This is a genomic window from Paenibacillus sp. O199, from assembly GCF_001636635.1.
GTDB lineage: Bacteria > Bacillota > Bacilli > Paenibacillales > Paenibacillaceae > Paenibacillus > Paenibacillus marchantiae.
On sequence record NZ_LGRP01000014.1, the window covers coordinates 57,807 to 78,486 of the forward strand.

A 20,680-nucleotide genomic window follows, 5' to 3' on the forward strand; every position below is an offset into this window, starting at 1 on the left:
ATTTCCATCAAGGCAATACCACGAAGTTAAAACAAAATTGAATTCGCGCACCCATATATTACGTGAGCCAGCCACCATTTGGACTTATAATCTGCCCATTAATATATCCGGACTCGGGAAGTGCAAGGAAGTAGACCAGTGAGGAGATTTCATCTGGCTGGGCGAGTCTTCCTGCCGGAATTTCCTCTTCCAGCATTTTTAGTTCATCCTGATCCAGATGGTTCAACATGGATGTTTGAACCGCGCCTGGAGCTACAGCATTCACCGTTACGCCAGATGGAGCCAACTCTTTGGCGAGAGCTTTGGTGAATGCATTTACACCACCTTTGGTTGTAGAATACAACACCTCACAAGAGGCACCCGACAGTCCCCAGATAGACGAAACGTTAATGATTCGACCGTATCTTTGGGAGATCATGTGAGGCATCATTTCCTGTGTACACAAGAACGTGCCTTTCAGGTTGATCGCCATCACTTCATCCCAGATTTCTTCCGTAACATCGGCCAGCATTCCATAATGAGATATCCCTGCATTGTTCACCAGAATATCCGGCATCAGCCCATGTGATTCCAGCTTCTCACGCATACGTTCAATTTGCTCCCGACTGCGAAGATCAGCAGACACCGTCATGACTTTACCACTGCCTTGTTCCATGCACCTTCTCGCAGCTTCATTAGCTGCTTCATGCGATTTCATATAGTGAATCACTACATTCATGCCCACCTTGGCAAAACGCTCTGCGATGGCCGCTCCAATGCCTCCGCTCGCGCCCGTTACAAGTACCGTCATTTCTCCAATTGGCTTCAATTGTCCTGTTCCCCTCTCCATATTAAGGACTCACGACAAGCGATATCGCCAGTTGATCCCAACGAATATGCTCTTTCAATCTGCGGTTTACCTCTTCCAGTGTAAGCGATTCATACAACGGGAGCATGTTGAAAAAATCACCACCACGGAATTGCTGCCGCGTGAATTCATTTGCAATGTTTTCTGGTGAATTGAGCATACGCAAATATCCACCTATTTTCTTTTTGCGTGCGCGCTCAAAATCGGTTGCATCAAAGCCTTTTTCCACAATAGCATCGACTTCTTCACGGATACGCGCAAGCAGTTGATCAGGGTCTTTGGTGTCCCCGCCAATAGCAGAAAAAGCGTATTGCGGCGAACTGTTATATTCATGTCCAAAGCTGTCCGAAATCAGGTCTTCATCATACAATTTTTGAAATAGCGAGGTACTGGAACCAAATAACAGATCCATCATTAGTTTGGTTGTCATATCCCGGCGCAGCAGGTCTTCTCCAGTTAGTCCCACATCGGTTTCCTTAAAGCCAAACAAACATTTGGGCAGAGAAACGGCCAACTTGGATTCACGTCTGGCTTCCCCCACTTTCTCAGGTTCCGGTTCAAATATCCGCTCGATTTTTCCTTGAGGTTTATAATTTTTCTTTGCCTGGTTCGAACGAACCATATCAATCACTTCCTGCGGGTCTACTCCACCCACGACAAACAGAAGCATGTTGCTTGGATGATAAAAAGAGTTGTAACACGTGTACAACGTTTCTTTGGTTATGGTGCCAATGGATTCAACGGTTCCGGCGATATCAATATGCACGGGATGTTTCTGATACATCGCCTCGATCAGGCCAAAATAAACGCGCCAATCTGGATTATCCGCATACATATTAATTTCCTGTGCGATGATCCCTTTTTCCTTTTCTACATTCTGATCGGTGAAGTAAGGATTTTGCACAAAATCAACTAATGTTTGTATATTTTCATTGACATATTCCGTCGCCGAAAACAAATAAACAGTCTGATCGAAACTGGTAAAAGCATTGGCAGAAGCTCCATGAGAAGCAAATGTGGCAAAAATATCACCTGTCGGTTCTTCAAACATTTTGTGTTCCAGAAAATGAGCAATTCCGTCCGGAACCTTTACTTCTTCCTGTCCTTCAACTTTAAAATGATTGTCGACCGAACCGTATTTGGTTGCAAACGTGGCATAAGTTTTTTGGAAACCCGGTTTAGGCAAAATATAAACATGCAGCCCGTTATCCATCACTTCGTAATACAGCGTTTCCTGCAAACGATCGTATGTTATGCTCTCCACCGACTATTCCCCCTTCTCATCACGCAAGAAATAAATCGTATCCAGACGGAATTTCTCTGCCGCCTCACGAACATTTTCTTTGCTGATCTGTTCTACCTGGGCCAGCAGTTCCTCGGCGGTCCGCTCTTTGCCGGATAACTGTCGATTGAAATCATAAGCAATTAGCTCAAACGCAGAATCCTGCATTTCCTTGAGCAGATTACGGATCATCGCTTTGGTCTGAGACATCTCCAGGTCAGTAATATTCCCGTTCTTCATTTCATCCAGCTGCTGCTTGATAATCATGACTGCTTTTTCGTAATTGGGGATTTCAATCCCGGATTGGATCGTTGCAATACCCTTATGTCCGTCATAACGCGATGAGGCATAGTACGCCAGACTTTCTTTTTCACGAACATTAACAAACAGCTTGGAATGAGGATATCCTCCGAGAATGCCGTTATACATCAATGCTGCCGCATACTGAGGGTCACCATATGTGATAGACGTGCGAAGCCCCATATTGAGCTTACCCTGATTAACATTAAGCCGTTCTACAACGGTTTCCACTTCTTTATCTCCACGAATAGCTTCCTGTGTATGATAGTCGGAAGAGGTGGCACGTTCTACATTGAAATAACGCTGTACCAGATTCTCTACCTCTTCCAGTGTGGTGTCGCCCACCACATACAAGTCCATACTTGCCTGCTGTAACCATTCCTGATACGAAGCTGTCAATGTATCTGGATCAATGCCCGGCAAATCCTTTCGCTCACCAAGCGGGTGCAAGCGGTAAGGTTCGTTTTTACACATCTCCTCAATACTACGTTCCGCAGCATAACGCATTTTGTCATTGACGATGGACTCCAGCATTTTGCGAACAGTCTCCCGCTCAGCTTGAACATAAGAGGTTCGGAAATGTCCATCCTCCTGTGCAGGGCGTGTAAGCACCTCTCCCAAAAAAGCAAAAGAACGATCCAACAGCTGCTCGTCCCCACCAACAAAGGAATCATTAATGGTGTCCATACGGAACTGTACGATCTGGTAATCGCCACGTTTATAGACATCAAAACCAAAACCCGCTCCATACAAATGTTCCAATTGTTCACGAAATTGCGTTGTTTCCGGATAGGATTCGGTCCCACGCCGAAGTACGAAAGGTGTTAAGGCTACTTTGGTAACCGTATCTTCCTGCAGGGGAACCCCTGCGTAAAGTGAGATCGCAAATGTCTTAAAACGTTTCGTAGGAAGAACATGTATGCGGAATTCTTTCCGGTTTCCTCGTTCAAATCCTGATGTATTCAAATGTCAAAACCCCTTTACGGCGTCATTTATCGTGCAAGAAGTGAAGCTTAAACGTAACAACCATTTTAACCCATTCAAAAGGCAAGAAGCAACCGAAGTCACGCCTTCTGGTTGCTTCCAAGATCATCACATACAGAATATATGCTGCCCGATTGTTTTTACCTGAGGACGTGTCCATATCCATTTGGATGTAGCTGTCTTCGGATTAAAATAATAGAGGCATCCACCGGATGGGTCCCAACCATTCATCGCCTGTTCAACTGCTTTTTTAGCTTGTGCATTCGGTTCAAGATAAATCTGTCCGTCTGCAACGGCAGTAAACGCACCCGGCTGGAAAATTACTCCTGACGGTGTGTTCGGGAAACTCGGTGATTTCACGCGATTCAGGATAACTGCCGCTACTGCAACTTGACCTTCAAATGGCTCTCCGCGAGATTCACCATATACGGCGTTAGCCATAATTTTGATTTCGTTTTCCGACAACCCCATGGAATTGGCTGAGCCCATATTGTCCTGCTCTTTATCCGCAGTATTGTTATTTTTCCCACTATCTCCTGAAGTTTGATCTTTGTGCAACGGTGTTTCTGTTGGCGACCATTGTTTTGAAGCATTGTAAAGTTTCAGCTTGGTTTTGGCTCCAACGACACCATCTGCCTTCATGCCGAATTCCGATTGAAACCATTTTACCGATTTCAATGTAGTGCTGCCGAAATTACTGTCAATTTTACCATTGTAAAATCCCAAATACTTCAGTCGGCCTTGAAGCTCGTATACATCCTGACCGTAACTTCCATATTTCACAGCATTGGTGCTAAAGGTGGGTATCGACTTCTCTTCGACTTGCGGGGTACTTGGGTTTGGACTTTCGGTTGCTGTATTCCCAGGAAGCAAATAACGAATTCCCAATGCGGACATCAGCAAAATAGCAGTGAAAAGCCATATGTTCATTTTTCGCATCGACTGTGCTCTACCTTTCTCTTGTGGGATTAACAGAATCGCTAAGGTTATTATGACAAGCATACTTCGTTCCTATGCACCAAATCCTCCGATCATTGGACATCATGGCAAATCTTCAGTCAAATGGCATGCAAAAAGCCCTCAACCAATAAGGTTAAGGGCTTGGATCGTTTACACATGCTGTGTATTACGAGCTTATTTTATTCTGTTGATACTGTTCCAGTGAGATCAATACTTCCCTTGGTTTACTGCCCTCGTAAGGACCAATTACACCTCGGGCCTCCATGGAGTCAATCAAACGTGCTGCGCGGGTATAACCCACTCGCATTCGGCGCTGCAGTAGAGAAACGGAAGCTTGCTTCGCCTCCAAAATAATCTGCACTGCTTGTTCGTATAACTCATCCTGCACTTCATCTGCTGCCTGAACGGAATCGTCCACCTCTGGCACAATGGATTCGTCATACTGCGCTTCACCTTGACCACGCACGTAATTCACGATATTTTCAACTTCCTCATCACTCATGAAAGCTCCTTGTACACGAACCGGCTTCGAAGCCCCCATTGGCATGAACAGCATATCTCCCCGACCCAACAACTTCTCGGCCCCACCCATATCCAGAATGGTTCGAGAATCCACTTGAGAGGATACACCAAAGGCAATCCGGGACGGAATGTTGGCTTTGATTACACCAGTGATAACATCCACAGAAGGGCGCTGTGTGGCAATGATCAGATGGATACCCGCTGCACGCGCCATCTGAGCCAATCGAGCAATCGCATCTTCCACGTCACCGGCGGCAACCATCATGAGGTCAGCCAGCTCGTCCACGATAACAACGATGTAAGGCAAAACCGCCGCTGGGTTGTCTTTCATCAGATTGTTATAACCTTCAACGTTACGTGTACCGGATTTGGAGAACAACTCATATCTTTTCTCCATCTCAACAACGATCTTTTTGAGAGCAAGTGAAGCCCTTTTAGGATCCGTTACGACTGGCGCCATCAGATGCGGAATTCCGTTATATACGTTTAGCTCGACCATTTTGGGATCGACCATCAAAAATTTCACTTCATCCGGCTTCGCTTTGTACAGGATGCTCGTAATAATACCATTGATACATACGGATTTACCTGAACCCGTCGCACCAGCCACCAGCAAATGGGGCATACGAGCCAGATTACCGATGATCGTCTGTCCTGAGATATCTCGTCCAAATGCAATGGTCACTTTGGATTCAGCTTCCTGGAATGTGGCTGTTTCCATAACCTCCCGCATTGTTACTACGGATACCTCTCCATTAGGTACTTCAATACCGATAGCGGATTTACCAGGAATGGGTGCTTCCATTCGGATATCTTTTGCCGCCAGGGCTAAAGCAATATCGTCTGTCAGACTTACAATTCTGCTAACCTTCACACCAATATCCGGTTGGATCTCATACCGTGTAACAGCAGGTCCTCTGACTACTTCAAGTACTTTGGCACGAACACCGAAGCTTTCCAGCGTTGCTTCCAGCTTGCGTGCAGTCTGCATATAATCCTTTTGGTCGCCACCCTTACCTCCATTGTTCGGCTTGGAAAGAAGCCTGAATGACGGAAGTTTATAAGGTTTCGGAGGTGGTGGTGGTGGCTTAACTGGCTGCACTTCCTGCCCCTCCGTATCTGAAACAACCGAACCTTGAGCCCCATTGCTCAACGTAGACCCAACGTCTGAACTACCCTCAACAGCATCCGTCGCTCCAGGCCACTCATTGTTATCCACAAGTTCATCTGAGATCTTGATTGGGATCCCTTCTCCCTGCATGTTAGCCGTTAGATCATCTGGGAAAGGATATGCATCATCCAGATCATCATCTTTACCCGCATCCTCGGATCTGACATGCTCAAAGAAGTCACGGATGATTGGAGCCGAATTAGGTCTTGATTGCACAGGAACTGCTGCGGGAGCCATAACATCGGATGCGATGATTGGCTCGTCATGCCATGAATCTGCAGGCGTTTCCTGCTCGGCTCGGTAGACGATATGTTCCGTATCTAAAGAATCATCCTCGGCCACTCCACGCTCAGCCTTCGTCCGTTCCCGATCAGAACCCCATTTTCCAAAGAGTTGGAAAAATATTGGTGCTTTTCGTTTCGGTAGTTGCTGATCCTGCATATCATCGTCATCATCTTCCTCGTCGTCCACTGGAACAGGCACCACTTTGCGAACATTCCCGCTTTTCTTGCCCGCCGAGCTTGAAGTGGCACGTGCTGCTGGTCTAGCTTCCAGCTTTTTGTACATCGCACTTCCTGCATCCCATATCTTGGTTCTGAAAATGCGAATCAGATCGACATAAGAAAGATTGGTAATTAGCATGAAACTGATAACGAACATCACGATCATAATCAATCGTGCTCCCAAGCTGCCAAACAACCACAAGAACAAGGCAAACTGCGCCGCTCCTATATAACCGCCGCTAATGTCCTTATTGAGCATCGAATCCCGTTCGCCTGGCGCAGCAGGCGTGAGTAACTCGGTTTGCATATCATTATGTATCTGTGTAAGTACAGCACCAGGCTCAAGGGCTCCAACCGGTATAAGCTTCTGGTGCATAGCAGAGACGGTACTCATCAGGGTTAAAGCAAACACCAGCAATACGAGCCCTGTCTTGCGCGTTGTCCAGCCACTTGGCCATTTTCGATGAATCATCACCATTAAGCCATAATAAATCCCTATAAGCGGAATCGCAAAATAGAACTTGCCAAGCATCAATCCAAACATCTTGGAAAGCGAGCGCCCTACGGTTGCTTCACCCGACAAGGCAATGACAGCAAGGGTAATAAGCACAATGCCGTAAATTTCATATTTTAAAACGCCGCTAAATGCTGCGGCCTTTTTTTTCCTCTTTTTTCTTCTGGCCAAAATCAGGTCACCCCCAGAAGAATATTATACCATACAAATATAATCCGTACATATGTTCTTTTTCTGCTCAATTTGTCTTATTTGGTCACGTTATGTTGGTCCCGGGTTACCCGAAAGTGGAACGATCGATCCGGGCATATTGGCGGGATTCAGATAAGCTTCCAAGGGGCATTCAAGTAAACGTACAATGACAGCTTCATTTTCATTAACAGGTCTGACCTGCATCAATAATCCGTTCATCTTGATTTCCCGGGTGTCTTCTCCCTCATTCCACATCCCTGACCACAACAGTTCAGGTGGCATCACTGTGTAGAGTGTCATTGGGTATAACCCCCTGCCTGCAGCGTCTGTCTTTTGTCTCCTATGAGCTGATTCAATTGAGCGATGGCCTGACCGATCCCGCCTACGGCATCCATCAATCCATATTTAACCGCATCTGCGCTACCCACAGCTGTTCCGATATCGCGGTTGAGTTCACCTGTCTTAAACATCAGTTCCTTAAACATTTCTTCAGAGATATTGGAGTGCGACGTAACAAATCTTACGACACGTTCCTGCATCTTCTCCATGTACTCAAACGTCTGAGGCACGCCTATCACGAGTCCGTTCATACGGATCGGATGAATGGTCATTGTTGCACTACCCGCGATCAGGGAATAGGTTGAAGCAACTGCGATTGGAACCCCGATGCTGTGCCCTCCTCCAATGACGACAGTAACCGTAGGTTTGCTGAGTGAAGCAATCATTTCAGCAATAGCCAAGCCCGCCTCCACATCTCCTCCTACCGTGTTTAAAATGATCAGAATTCCTTCGATTCGCTGATTCTGCTCTGCTGCAACCAGCTGAGGAATGAGGTGTTCATACTTTGTTGTTTTGTTTTGCGGAGGTAAAATTAAATGCCCTTCCACCTGACCGATAATGGTCATACAGAAAATGTTCGATTCAGCTGCAGGTGACTGCGTCTGTCCAAATTGCTGAATAGCCTCCGTTACAGGTGACATCGCCTTTTCCTCTTGTGCAGGCACTTCCGGTGTCTCGGTGCCCGGTTGTTCCGATTTGGGTGTTTGCTTGTTTTTCATATATTCGCTCATTCGATTACTCCCCTTCTCCAGAAACATGTAATGTATTTCCTTAGTATGGGGAATGTTCCAGCTGACTTATACCCGATTACTCATCAATTTCTCCATAATCTGGTGTAAGGCCAGAAAAAAACAAAAAAAGCCCCTTCTCTACGAGGAACCGTCCAATATTACTCGTAGAGAAGGGGCGACTGTGTGCCTGAATTTATGTTTTTGTTTGATTTATTTTAAACTTCCATAATGATTGGCAAAATCATCGGTCTACGACGAGTTTGCTCATACAAGAAGCGTCCGAGTGCATCTTTAACATTCGTTTTGAGTGAAGCCCATTCGTTAACGTTCTCACTCATCAACTTCTGCAATGTGCTGCTGACGATGCGATTCGCTTCATCAAGCAGTCCTTCCGATTCGCGTACATAGACAAATCCACGGGAGATGATGTCCGGACCGGAAACAATTTTGCCATCCTGTTTGCTCAGTGTTACCACGACAACCAGAATGCCATCCTGTGACAGCAATTTACGGTCACGCAATACGATGTTACCTACATCGCCTACACCCAAGCCGTCGATCAACACGTTACCTGCAGTAACTTTACCTGCCTTGCGTGCTGCTCCACCTTGAATTTCAACAACTTCACCAATATCCGTAATGAAAATGTTGTCTGGTTCAATACCTACAGATTCAGCCAGTACCGCGTGGCGGCGCTGCATACGGAATTCACCGTGAATCGGCAGGAAATATTTCGGTTTCATCAGGTTAAGCATCAGTTTCAGCTCTTCCTGGCTACCGTGACCGGATACGTGAACGCCACTGTTTGCACCGCTGTAATGCACGTTGGCACCCAGACGGAACAGTTCATCAATCGTACGGCCTACATATTTCTCATTACCTGGAACTGGAGTTGCAGCAATAATTACTGTATCACCAGGCAAAATATCTACTTTACGATGAGTGGAACGAGCCATCCGTGTCAATGCTGACATCGGCTCGCCTTGGCTACCTGTGCAGAGAATTACTACACGGTCTGCAGCCATTTTGCCTACTTCTTCCGGCTCAATGATCATGCCGTCTGGAATCTCAAGGTAACCCAGTTCAGAAGCAATACCCACCACATTTACCATACTGCGTCCAATAACTGCGACTTTACGTCCAGTTACTTCAGCTGCATTGATAACCTGTTGAATCCGGTGTACGTTGGAAGCAAATGTTGCTACAACGACACGTTGGCTTGCTTTGCGGAAGATATCTTCCAGAACGATACCCACATTTTTCTCCGAAGGTGTAAATCCAGGTTTCTCTGCGTTGGTACTATCGGACAAGAGGGCAAGTACGCCATTGGTTCCGATCTGTGCCATACGCTGGAGATCTGCATATTGACCATTGACTGGAGTGTGGTCAAATTTAAAGTCACCTGTATGAACAACAGCGCCTTCCGGTGTTTCGACACATACGCCGACGGAATCCGGAATACTATGGTTAGTAGCAAAGAACGTTGCTTTCAATACAGAGCCGAGTTGAATCTCGGAATCCGCATCAATCAGGATGCGTTTTGTTTCACCCAGCAAATTGGCTTCTTTCAGCTTGTTCTCCACAAGTCCGAGAGTAAGCTTTGTTCCGTATACCGGAACATTCAAGTGTTTCAGAACATATGGCAGACCACCGATATGATCCTCATGTCCGTGAGTCAAAATAATACCTCTTACTTTGTCACGGTTTTCAGTTAGATAAGAGATGTCAGGAATGACAATGTCGATTCCAAGCATATCTTCTTCCGGGAATTTAAGACCAGCATCTACGACTACAATGTCGTTCGCGTATTGGATGACGTACATATTTTTACCAATCTCGCCTACGCCGCCCAAAGCAAAAATCATCAGTTTATCGTTGTTATTTTTCTTAGACAAATGAATCTAAACCTCCTATGGTAGTTGGACGTCGTACCTTATTATTTTATTGTAAGTTAAGAAAAGCAGTCCATCACACCCATGCCCGTAAATAGGGATGAATGCAAAAGAGCACCTTTATTCACGATATTTGGAAGAAGTTCTTCGAAGTTATTCCCCTTCACCAACAAGATGGATTTTGAAATGATCCTTCTTAGCCGTTCCTTCCTTTTTCACCACAAAGCTACACCAAGAAACGATGTCGCTTTCAATTTCAAAAAAATACCGCACCCAGTCACTTGACATCATTATACATGATTAAAAACAAAAAAAACAAGTCACTCTCTCGTTAACCTCTACGTTTGCCTCCAGTTGTGAAAAGAAACCTAACAATCATCGTCAAAAAAAAGAACCGCCTCCTCTTAAATGAGGAACGGTTCTTCTGCAATTTCTATGGGTTTATAAAAGTTAACAAATCAGTTCAATATCGTATTATTGCTAGTTGAACAAGGCACGAATAAAACCTTGCTCATCCTCTGTTGCGGCTATAAGCGGAAGGCGAACAGATCCGACGTTCAGACCGCGCAATGTCAAAGCGTATTTCACCGCTACAGGGTTCGGTAAAGGCTGCGGGCACTCGAATAGACCTTTGAACACCGGAAACAGCTTCTGATGTATCTGAGCCGCCTGTACAGGTGCACCACCGAAGTATGAATCAATCATTTGTTTCATCTCAGCGCCTACCACATGGCTAGCAACACTAACGATCCCGTAAGCACCTACAGCAATGGCTGGCAAGCCAGAAGCATCGTCACCGGAATACACCCTGAAATGTCCCGGTGCACTCGCAGCAATCTGCGTGACTTGCTCCAACGATACACATTCCTTCGTAGCTACAATGTTAGGAATCTGAGCCAAACGAAGCGTTGTTGCAGCCGAAAGGCTGGCTGCTGTACGTCCAGGAACGTTATACAACATAATCGGCAGTTTCGTCGCGTTCGCGATCGCTTCAAAGTGTCTAAACATTCCCTCTTGACTTGGTTTGTTGTAATAAGGAACAACAAGCAAAACACCATCTACACCAGCACGTTCAGCGTCCTGTGTCAGATGGATTGAATGAGCGGTGTTATTGCTACCCGTTCCAGCAATGATTTTGCACCGTCCAGCCGCATGTTTTACTGCGAATTCGAATAGTTCTACTTTTTCTTTGTCGCTAAGCGTGGGAGATTCTCCAGTTGTTCCTGAAATAACAAGCGTCTCTGACTTTTGATCTTCAATCAAATAGTCTATCAGACGTGCAGTTTCCTCCCAATGGATCCCCCCTTGTTCGTTGAACGGAGTGACCATTGCTGTAATCAATCTTCCAAAGTCCAATTCGATTCCTCCTTCAAAACAGGTCCGGCTCCGCTGACTTCAAAGTACTACAAGTGAAGTTCGAATGAGGCGTGAAGCGCCCTCAGAGCTTGAACCATATCTTCTTTTTTCACAAGTACCCAAATCGTTGTATTGGAATCTGCAGATTGCAGGATCTGGATGTCCGCCAGTGTCAAGGATTCCACGATCCGTGCCATAATGCCTGGCACTCCGTTGATCCCTCCGCCGATGACGGAAACTTTGGCACATCCGGAAAGACTTTGCGGTTTAAGACCAATTTCCTGCAGTACCTGTATAGCTTTCTCGGAATCACTATCGAAAACGGTATAGACAACTCCCAGGGGGGTAACATTAATAAAATCTACGCTAATCGAATTTTCAGCCATCGTTTTGAACACTTTTAGCTGCAAACGATCTGCACCGCCCGGCACTTCCACCGTTATTTGCGTAACATTACTTACATAGGCAATCCCTGTTACATATCGGTCCACAATGCCTGTCTGCACATCCTGGAATCCTTCTGGATGCGTTACCAGCGTCCCTTCACTATCTGCAAAGGTAGACCGTACACGCACTGGAATCTGGGATTGCATTGCAATCTCGACTGCACGCGGATGAATTACCTTGGCTCCTTGATGGGCCATATTACATATCTCGGCATAACTCACAACAGTCAACGGACGAGCGTCCTCCACGATACGTGGATCTGCTGTCAGTATCCCATTTACATCTGTGTATATGTCCACCATCTCAGCGTGTAAAGCTGCACCAAGAGCTGTGGCTGACGTATCACTTCCTCCACGACCAAGGGTCGTAAAGTCACCATTCTCGGTCTGCCCCTGGAACCCTGTAACAATGACAACACGCCCACTCTGTAGCTGCTCCAGCACACGAACAGGACGGACATCCAAAATTCGGGCATTCCCGAAATTGTCGTCCGTCACAAAACCTGCTTGTGCACCGGTCAGCACTGTAGTTGGAATGCCTTCATGTTCGAGCAGACTGCTCAAAGTCGTCGCAGAAATAATTTCACCACAGCACAGCAGTAAATCCTTTTCGCGTGCGGAGAGTGCATTTCCGTTCTGTGCAGCCCAGTCCAGTAACGTATCAGTCGCATAAGGCTCACCGCGGCGACCCATCGCTGACACAACAATGACCAGACTCAATCCTGCTTCAAGTTCACGTTTAACATGACGGAGCACATGCTCTCTCGCCTGAACGGTAGAGAGAGATGTACCTCCGAATTTCTGTACCATGATGCGCATCTTTATTCCTCCATTTGTGTACGCAAGAAGACTGGACACGGGTCAATCAACAAATGGATCACCCTAGGGAGCGTTCCGATGCGATAATTTCAGCATTTTATACGGCATTTCATGCCGCTCCTCATCAAAGATTAGTGAAACAATCCCATATGAAGGCCGCGGTTGTTATCGAGATCATGACGCACACGTTCCCCGTGCACTGATCCCGCTTGCCTAACCTTATCGTTGCAAGCAGGAATTCCCTTTTAATGAAAGGAACGTGGACACAGGTAGCTGTTTATACCAGCATAACGTCCCTCATGATTTTCTTTGTCTCTCGAACCATCTTCATTTCTTCAAGCGAATAACCGTTATCCCCGTAACTAAGTCTGTACAGAACCATGTCTATAACAAACTAATGTTACGGCGGACCCAAGAACTATCAAGCCTGTGCAGAGCGCTGCACAATCATTGGCTGTAACTGTTTGCCTTCAAGCGCACTCCAGCATGCCTCCGGAATGAGCTCCATTTTGGCCACTAACGAGTTCGGTTTTTTCACTGGATCATCCTGCCCAAATGGCACAAAATACAAATATTTGGCCACCAGCAGTTTGGCGATGTTCGCAGCATTCAACCCAAGGCCGTCATTCGTGGAAATGGCGAGTACCAGCGGACGCTGATTTCGCATCTGAGCTTTGGCTGCCATTAAAACCGGACTGTCCGTCATCGCGTTAGCCAGCTTACTCGTCGTGTTGCCTGTGCATGGAGCAATTACGAGCACATCGAGCAACTTGGAAGGACCTAACGGCTCTGCCTCAACAATTGTAGAAATGATATCATTCCCCGTTATATCTTTCAACTGTTTTTGCCAATTTTGCGCGGTCCCAAAGCGTGTATCCGTAGTCAGAACCGAATTGGAAATAATCGGGACAACATTGGCACCTTCGGCTACGAAGCGGCTAATCACCGGCATAACCTCTTCAAACGTACAATGAGAACCTGTAATTGCGTAACCTACCGTTTTTCCCTGCCAGTTCATTGTTCAACCTCCCGTGCGTTTTGTTCTTCCAAAAGCAAACGGATTAAGACGTCGGCAATAATGCCGCCAGCCGTTTTGGGAGCAACAATGCCGGGGAGGCCAGGCGCAAGTAGCGCTTTGATACCGCGTTTTTCAGCATATCTGAAATCACAGCCGCCAGGAGCGGATGCGAGGTCGATAATGACTGCTTTTTGCGGCATTTTGGACAGGATTTGTGCTGTGATTATCATAGTCGGTATCGTATTAAAAAGCAAGTCAACTTCCCCGGTTTGAGCGGCCAAATCCGTTGTCATGAAAGGCTTCCAGCCCATTATGGCTGCTCGAGCAGCATCCTCTTCGCGCCTGATTCCCACCCGTACATTTGCCCCAAGTCCCTGAAGCGTTTTGGCCATTGTGAAACCTGTTCGACCCAATCCAAGCACAATGCATTCCGAGCCGTGGATCGTGAAGTCCGTCTCCCGAATCGCCATGGCAATGGCGCCTTCAGCTGTCGGAATGGAGTTGTAGAGCGCGATGTCATCACGATCGAGTACTTCAACAAGCCGTAGACCATTTTCCCGGCACAAATCACGTAAAAAAGGCTTCGCCATACCTGTGAACACAATACAATGCTCCGGCAATGCCGCAACATGTTCCTTTTTCAGAAAAATCGGTGTATCACTGAACGAAGTGCTCACTTTCCCCTGATCATCACACCCGACCACAGGAAGCACCAGCACATCTGCCGAAGCAAATACATCGTCCTCCAATTCCTGGTGTTCGATACCCGGAATGGAACGCTCCAGCTTGTCGAAGCCCACCACACTTACCGTAGCATCCAGCTCTGCGCATTTTTGAATGACTTCAAGCTGCCGCGCATCTCCGCCCAGGACTATAATCCGGACACCGGTCAGCATCGGGACGTCACTCCTTTCACCACATGTATGCCTTATCGTATGCAGTGGCCCACAGGGGGGTGAAACATTAAAATTGAAGCATGCAAAGAAAAAAAATTATCTCTATAGTTCAAAAAAAGAAAAAAGAGCCGCCCCCTCGGGGACGACTCTTCGAGAACATGCTCAGTAAATTAAACTGTGAAGCTCTTATTACAGAAGATGCTCTTATTTACAGCTTGGTTTCGAATCCTTTATTTCCCGGTATGACCGAATCCGCCTTCTCCACGTACAGTTTCCGACAGTTCAGCTACCTCTGTTAATTCAACTGCTGGAACAGTTTGAAAGACGATTTGGGCAATACGCTCCCCACGTACAATCGTGAATGGCTCCTGACCCAGATTGATCAGAAGGACCTTAACTTCCCCGCGATAATCGGCATCAATGGTGCCCGGTGTGTTCAGACACGTAATCCCATGTTTGAAAGCCAGACCGCTACGAGGGCGAACCTGTGCCTCCAATCCAGCTGGCATAGCCATCGCGAGTCCCGTAGGAATCAACGTACGCTGTCCCGGCTGCAATACAACCTCTTCTTGTACTGCCGCAACTACATCAAAGCCGGAAGCCAGCTCTGACATTTTTTGAGGCAACTTAATATCTTCATTGCCCGGTAACTTTTGAATTTGAACGTAATGCAACAAAATCATCCCTTCTTAATCCAGCGATCGTACGATCCGAAGCACCGACCATAGCGAGCGCAAATGGCTCGGCAAACATCAGGTCCAGCACAGCATCGACATCGTCCATCGTTACTTCTTCAATTTTGGCAATCATTTCGTCCAGCGTGTGGTGTCTGCCCAGCATCAGCTCGTTTTTGCCCAGACGGTTCATGCGGCTGCCCGTGCTTTCCAAACTGAGGATCAAACTGCCTTTCAGCTGTTCTTTTCCTTTGCGCAGCTCATCTTCTGACAATCCATTTACAGCCAGATCGTTCAGAACCTCTTTGGTCAGATCCAGAACTTCTTTCGTCTGTTTCGGCGCTGTACCTGCATAGATGGTGAAGAGTCCACTATCCGCATGGGAACTATGATACGAATAAACGGAATAAGCAAGGCCACGTTTCTCCCGAATTTCCTGGAACAGTCTGGAGCTCATACCTCCGCCAATCGCATTATTCAGCACGACCATCGCGAACTGAAGCGGATCTCCGATCTTACATCCCGGGAACGAGATACAGATATGATTCTGTTCCGTTTTCTTTTTGTGAAAGAGTTGTCCGCTCTGGAATGCAGGCAGCGTGACTTGTTCAGATACACCATTGACATCAAAAGCACCAAAATGCTTTTCCATCAAATCGATCACACTGTCATCAATATTCCCTGCAATACTAATAACGGTATTCTCAATCGTATAGTGCTCCTTCATATATGCACGCAGATGGCTGGAGTCCATCGCCTTGAGACGCTCTTCAGTACCCAGAATTGGGTAAGCGAGCGGATGCTCACCATAGGCGGCCAAAGCCATAAGATCATGCACCATGTCATCCGGCGTATCCTCATACATCGATATTTCTTCCAGAATGACGTTTTTCTCCTTAAGCAGTTCATCATCATCCATTTTAGAGCGGAAGAACATATCGGATAACACATCGACAGCTATTGGCAGATGTTCATCCAATACTTTGGCGTAATAACAAGTGTATTCTTTCGAAGTGAACGCATTCACGTTACCACCAATGGCATCGAATTGCTCCGCAATCGCTTTGGCATCATAACGATCCGTTCCTTTGAACAGCATGTGCTCAATAAAGTGTGACACTCCGTTGCTTGCAGGCTGCTCATTGCGAGAACCTGTCTTGACCCATATTCCAAATGACACGGAACGACAGGTCGGAATCTGTTCCATGACAACTCTGAGGCCATTGCCCAGCTGAATTTTTTTCACGGTTGGCCCTCCTACATCTCTATAATTGCCTGGATTTCAACGCGAAATTGAAATCGACATTTGGTTCCAACTGTTTGATAGTAACAAAAAAACATCATTCACTCAACCGCTGATCCCTTCACGCGCTCGGATGACAACGTTTCGCTAACGGTTCCAAGCGTCAAACCCTTGGCCCGTATGGAATCAATCATTCCTTTTAAAGCTCCTGAAGAAGCAGCCGTGGGGTGCATCAGAATTAATGTACCGGCTTCTACGTTTTTGGTGATCTTGGCTACAACAGAAGCAGAACTTGGTTTGCGCCAATCCACCGTATCCAGTGTCCAAAGTACCGTTTGAAGTCCCATGCCGGAAGCAATGTCGACTGTTTGTTGATTAAAATCACCGGAAGGTGGAGCAAACCAGTGGTTCTCCACACCCAATTTTTCTTTGAGCAGGTCCTGGGTTTTACTGATTTCCAGCTTGGCTCGCTCCGTACTCAACCGACTCATATTCGGATGTGAGTATGCATGATTTGATAACTCATGTCCACGCTTTTGGATCTCTTTAGCCAGTTCTTCGTTTTTGCTCAACCAGCTTCCATCCAGAAAAAAAGTAGCTTTGACTTTTTCGGCGTCAAGCGTATCTAGTATCGGGATAATGAATTCATTGCCCCACGCTACATTAATCATGAAAGACACCATTGGTTTCTCGGCATTCCCCCGGTAAATCGGGTGTGCACCCAAATCTTTAAGCTGGATTTCAGGTACAGTCTGCCGATAGACATACGCTATCTTAGTATTCAACGTCCCACCAAGTGCTTTGCGATACGTGGCTTCCACATCAATTTCTATTCCGTTATACCCGGGTATCGCTTTCCAGACCCGATCCACTCTGGCATTTACCGGAGCGATTTTCGTTTCGGCCGCTTTATCCCGGATCGCCGACAACAGCTGATCTTCTCCGGTTGCCTCTTTGAACATATCAAATGCATTTTGCGTGCCTGGCCCATCACGGATTTCCGTAATGTATGTACGTACACTGCCCACTTGTCCGACCAGTATGACAGCTGCCATACCTACCAGAACAGCCGCCAGCTTTTTGGATTGGTTTCCCACAGCTCCATCCTCCCGCCGTCTTTGTCCCCATCATATGAGGACAAGTGCAAGAATATGAATAAAACAAGCTGTTCATGTAAAGTATCTTCAAAGCTGGATTCAGAGGCCTTATGAGTAGACAATCGATTTCATAAAGGTATTTAAACGTTAAAAAAAGAGCCAGAAATTCACATTCTGTCTCTTCATTCAATCTATCTTTTCAAAAAAATGATGGCACGCAGCCTATGATTGAGCTGGAGCTTCGGCAGTCAATACGGCTTTGCGGGACAAGTTGATACGGCCTTGTGGGTCAATTTCCGTTACTTTTACCGTAATGGAATCACCAATGGCAACAACATCTTCCACTTTAGCGACACGCTCTGTGGACAATTGTGAGATGTGTACCAGACCTTCTTTGTTCGGCAGCACTTCAACAAATGCACCAAACTTCTCAACACGTTTTACTTTACCTACATAAATCTCGCCGACCAGTACTTCACGTACGATGCCTTCGATAATCGATTTGGCTTTATCATTCATCTCTTGGTTGGAAGAAGCGATAAAGACACGTCCATCTTGTTCAATATCAATTTTAACACCGGTTTCCTCGATGATTTTATTGATAATTTTACCACCTGCACCGATAACATCACGGATTTTGTCCGGATTGATATGCATGGTTGTAATTTTAGGTGCATATTGTGACAACTGCTCACGTGGAGTTTTCATCACTTCGGTCATTTTGCTCAAGATGTGCATACGACCTTCTTTGGCTTGAGCCAATGCTTCGGACAAAATTTGACGATCAATACCATCAATTTTGATATCCATTTGAATAGCTGTTACACCATCAGGTGTTCCTGCTACTTTGAAGTCCATGTCACCGAGGTGATCTTCCATACCTTGAATATCACTCAGGATGGATACATGATCTCCGTCTTTGATCAGACCCATAGCTACACCCGCAACTGGAGCTTTGATTGGTACACCTGCATCCATCATAGCCAATGTGCTGGCACAGATACTTGCCTGGGAAGTTGAACCATTGGATTCCAATACTTCGGATACCAGACGAATTGTGTATGGGAAGTCTGTTTCGGAAGGAATTACTTTGGAAAGAGCACGCTCACCCAGAGCACCATGTCCGATTTCGCGACGGCCTGGAGCACGCAATGGACGAGCTTCACCTACGCTGAACGGTGGGAAGTTATAGTGATGCATGAAACGTTTCGTTTCTTCAAGACTGATTCCGTCCAAAATTTGAACATCACCCAGTGCACCAAGTGTACAAATGCTGAGCGCCTGTGTTTGACCACGAGTGAACAGACCTGAACCGTGAGTACGTGGCAGCAGGGAAGTATCACATTCAATTGGACGGATCTCAGCGAGTCCACGTCCATCCGGACGAACTTTATCATGTGTGATAAGGCGGCGCACTTCTTCTTTGACGATATCGTGCAGCACTTCTTTCACATCTTTGAGCAGTTCTGGAGTCTCAATATACTTCTCTTCGAAGTGAGCAACGGTTTCGTCATTCACAAGATCGATTGCATCCTGACGCGCATGTTTTTCAGCAATTTTAACAGCTTCAACCAGACGAGCACTGGCGAACTCACGTACACTGCTGTTAACTTCAGCATTAACGGCATGCAATTTCACAGCCATTTTTTCTTTACCAGCCACTTGTACGAGTTGTTCGATGACTGCAACAATGTTCTTGATCTCGTCATGTCCGAACATGATTGCTTCCAGCATTACTTCTTCCGGAACTTCGTTCGCTTCCGCTTCAACCATCATGATGGCATCTTTGGTTCCTGCTACAACGAGTTCAATCTCACTTACCTCTAGCTGTGCAATCGTTGGGTTGATGATGAACTCACCATTAATACGTCCAACTTTTACACCACCAATCGGTCCGCTAAATGGGACATCCGAAATGCTCAGTGCAGCCGATGTACCGATCATGGCAGCAATTTGCGGTTCGCAGTCCTGATCCACACTCATAACGATATTCAGAACTTGTACATCATTACGGAAACCTTCCGGGAACAAAGGACGAATCGGACGGTCTGTCAAACGGCTCGAAAGAATCGCTTTCTCACTTGGTCTGCCTTCACGTTTAATAAATCCACCTGGGATTTTACCTACGGCATACAATCTTTCTTCATAGTTTACCGTTAATGGGAAAAAGTCCAGATCTTTAGGCTCACTTGATGCTGTCACGGTACACAATACAACGGTATCCCCGTACGTTACCTTAACGGCAGCATTAGCCTGCTTGGCCAAACGCCCTGTTTCAAGCGTAAGCGTTCTTCCACCAAGCTGCATTTCAACACGCTGTTCCATGAAATCCCTCCTTTTATTCGTTCCTAACACAATGGATTCTGCATTTTCACAGTATTTCCTGCTTGTCCTGCATTCATTAACTCCACAGCAACATGCTCACTTGCAAAACAAAAGCTCCTTGCGGAGCCATCAGCTACAAATATATGGCAACATGTTCATCTACAAAACAACCCGGCTGTAAGCTCCGCTTGTCCTTTTAGACAAAGGAATGACGGATAACAGCCAGGTTGATTTTGAAAACATGTACGATAATTAACGACGCAATCCGAGTTTTTCGATCAGTGCGCTGTAACGTTTAACATCTTTGTTTTTCACGTAAGCCAAAAGCTTACGACGTTGACCTACCATTTTCAAAAGTCCACGACGTGAGTGGTGGTCTTTCTTGTGTGTACGCAAGTGGTCTGTCAAACTTCTGATGTTTTCCGTAAGGATAGCAACTTGCACCTCAGGTGATCCAGTATCGGACTCATGAGTTTTGTGCTCGTCGATCAGTTGTTGTTTACGTTCTTGAGTCAATGCCATCCTATTCACCTCCTTCATTATAATCGCCATTAGCCTCGTCACCGCCG

17 protein-coding genes are annotated in these 20,680 nt (G+C 46.3%); all 17 read right to left on the reverse strand.

Translation table 11 applies throughout. The annotated features are described in order from the left end of the window. Window positions 1–58: 58 nt before the first annotated feature. Entirely contained in the window at window positions 59–829 is a 771-nt protein-coding gene (gene ymfI, locus A6049_RS20030; RefSeq protein WP_063566362.1) for an elongation factor P 5-aminopentanone reductase, read from the reverse strand. A gap of 1 nt (window position 830) precedes the next feature. Beyond that, window positions 831–2,111 carry an EF-P 5-aminopentanol modification-associated protein YfmH gene (gene yfmH / locus A6049_RS20035; protein ID WP_063566363.1) on the reverse strand — a complete coding sequence of 427 codons (1,281 nt, stop codon included), beginning with the start codon at window positions 2,109–2,111 and terminating at the stop codon, window positions 831–833. Between the two features lie 3 nt (window positions 2,112–2,114). Further along, window positions 2,115–3,395 (reverse strand): EF-P 5-aminopentanol modification-associated protein YfmF, encoded by a 1,281-nt coding sequence (gene yfmF, locus A6049_RS20040; RefSeq protein WP_063566364.1) that lies wholly within the window; start codon window positions 3,393–3,395, stop codon window positions 2,115–2,117. Between the two features lie 126 nt (window positions 3,396–3,521). Continuing rightward, window positions 3,522–4,352: a spore cortex-lytic enzyme gene (gene sleB / locus A6049_RS20045; RefSeq protein ID WP_063566365.1), complete on the reverse strand. Its 831-nt coding sequence runs from the start codon at window positions 4,350–4,352 to the stop codon at window positions 3,522–3,524. A gap of 187 nt (window positions 4,353–4,539) precedes the next feature. Then, on the reverse strand, window positions 4,540–7,254 hold the full coding sequence (locus tag A6049_RS20050) for an FtsK/SpoIIIE family DNA translocase (RefSeq protein WP_063566366.1): 2,715 nt from the start codon (window positions 7,252–7,254) through the stop codon (window positions 4,540–4,542). A 90-nt stretch (window positions 7,255–7,344) separates the two neighbouring features. Continuing rightward, complete coding sequence (locus A6049_RS20055) at window positions 7,345–7,575, reverse strand: YlzJ-like family protein (RefSeq protein WP_063566367.1); 231 nt, start codon at window positions 7,573–7,575, stop codon at window positions 7,345–7,347. Continuing rightward, window positions 7,572–8,345 carry a ClpP family protease gene (locus tag A6049_RS20060; RefSeq protein WP_371121193.1) on the reverse strand — a complete coding sequence of 258 codons (774 nt, stop codon included), beginning with the start codon at window positions 8,343–8,345 and terminating at the stop codon, window positions 7,572–7,574. Before A6049_RS20060 ends, A6049_RS20055 begins: the two co-directional genes overlap by 4 nt. Before the next feature lie 215 nt (window positions 8,346–8,560). Then, entirely contained in the window at window positions 8,561–10,240 is a 1,680-nt protein-coding gene (locus tag A6049_RS20065; protein WP_063566368.1) for a ribonuclease J, read from the reverse strand. A 477-nt stretch (window positions 10,241–10,717) separates the two neighbouring features. Continuing rightward, the gene (gene dapA / locus A6049_RS20070; RefSeq protein WP_072732416.1) at window positions 10,718–11,593 is read right to left on the reverse strand and encodes a 4-hydroxy-tetrahydrodipicolinate synthase; all 876 of its coding nucleotides are present in this window, start codon (window positions 11,591–11,593) and stop codon (window positions 10,718–10,720) included. A gap of 47 nt (window positions 11,594–11,640) precedes the next feature. Then, entirely contained in the window at window positions 11,641–12,858 is a 1,218-nt protein-coding gene (gene dapG, locus A6049_RS20075) for an aspartate kinase (RefSeq protein WP_063566369.1), read from the reverse strand. A gap of 421 nt (window positions 12,859–13,279) precedes the next feature. After that, the gene (locus tag A6049_RS20080; RefSeq protein WP_024630269.1) at window positions 13,280–13,876 is read right to left on the reverse strand and encodes a dipicolinate synthase subunit B; all 597 of its coding nucleotides are present in this window, start codon (window positions 13,874–13,876) and stop codon (window positions 13,280–13,282) included. Beyond that, complete coding sequence (gene dpsA / locus A6049_RS20085) at window positions 13,873–14,772, reverse strand: dipicolinate synthase subunit DpsA (RefSeq protein WP_063566370.1); 900 nt, start codon at window positions 14,770–14,772, stop codon at window positions 13,873–13,875. The genes A6049_RS20080 and dpsA overlap by 4 nt, the downstream gene beginning before the upstream one ends. A gap of 230 nt (window positions 14,773–15,002) precedes the next feature. After that, window positions 15,003–15,449: a dUTP diphosphatase gene (dut, locus tag A6049_RS20090; protein ID WP_205412032.1), complete on the reverse strand. Its 447-nt coding sequence runs from the start codon at window positions 15,447–15,449 to the stop codon at window positions 15,003–15,005. Beyond that, entirely contained in the window at window positions 15,409–16,692 is a 1,284-nt protein-coding gene (locus A6049_RS20095) for a M16 family metallopeptidase (protein ID WP_063566371.1), read from the reverse strand. Before A6049_RS20095 ends, dut begins: the two co-directional genes overlap by 41 nt. A gap of 98 nt (window positions 16,693–16,790) precedes the next feature. Continuing rightward, a complete protein-coding gene (locus A6049_RS20100; RefSeq protein WP_063566372.1) occupies window positions 16,791–17,786 on the reverse strand; it encodes a polysaccharide deacetylase family protein in 996 nt (331 codons plus the stop codon). Between the two features lie 222 nt (window positions 17,787–18,008). After that, window positions 18,009–20,111, reverse strand: a complete 2,103-nt coding sequence (gene pnp / locus A6049_RS20105) for a polyribonucleotide nucleotidyltransferase (RefSeq protein WP_063566373.1) — start codon at window positions 20,109–20,111, stop codon at window positions 18,009–18,011. A 252-nt stretch (window positions 20,112–20,363) separates the two neighbouring features. Beyond that, window positions 20,364–20,633 (reverse strand): 30S ribosomal protein S15, encoded by a 270-nt coding sequence (gene rpsO, locus A6049_RS20110; protein WP_056700672.1) that lies wholly within the window; start codon window positions 20,631–20,633, stop codon window positions 20,364–20,366. Window positions 20,634–20,680 lie beyond the last annotated feature (47 nt).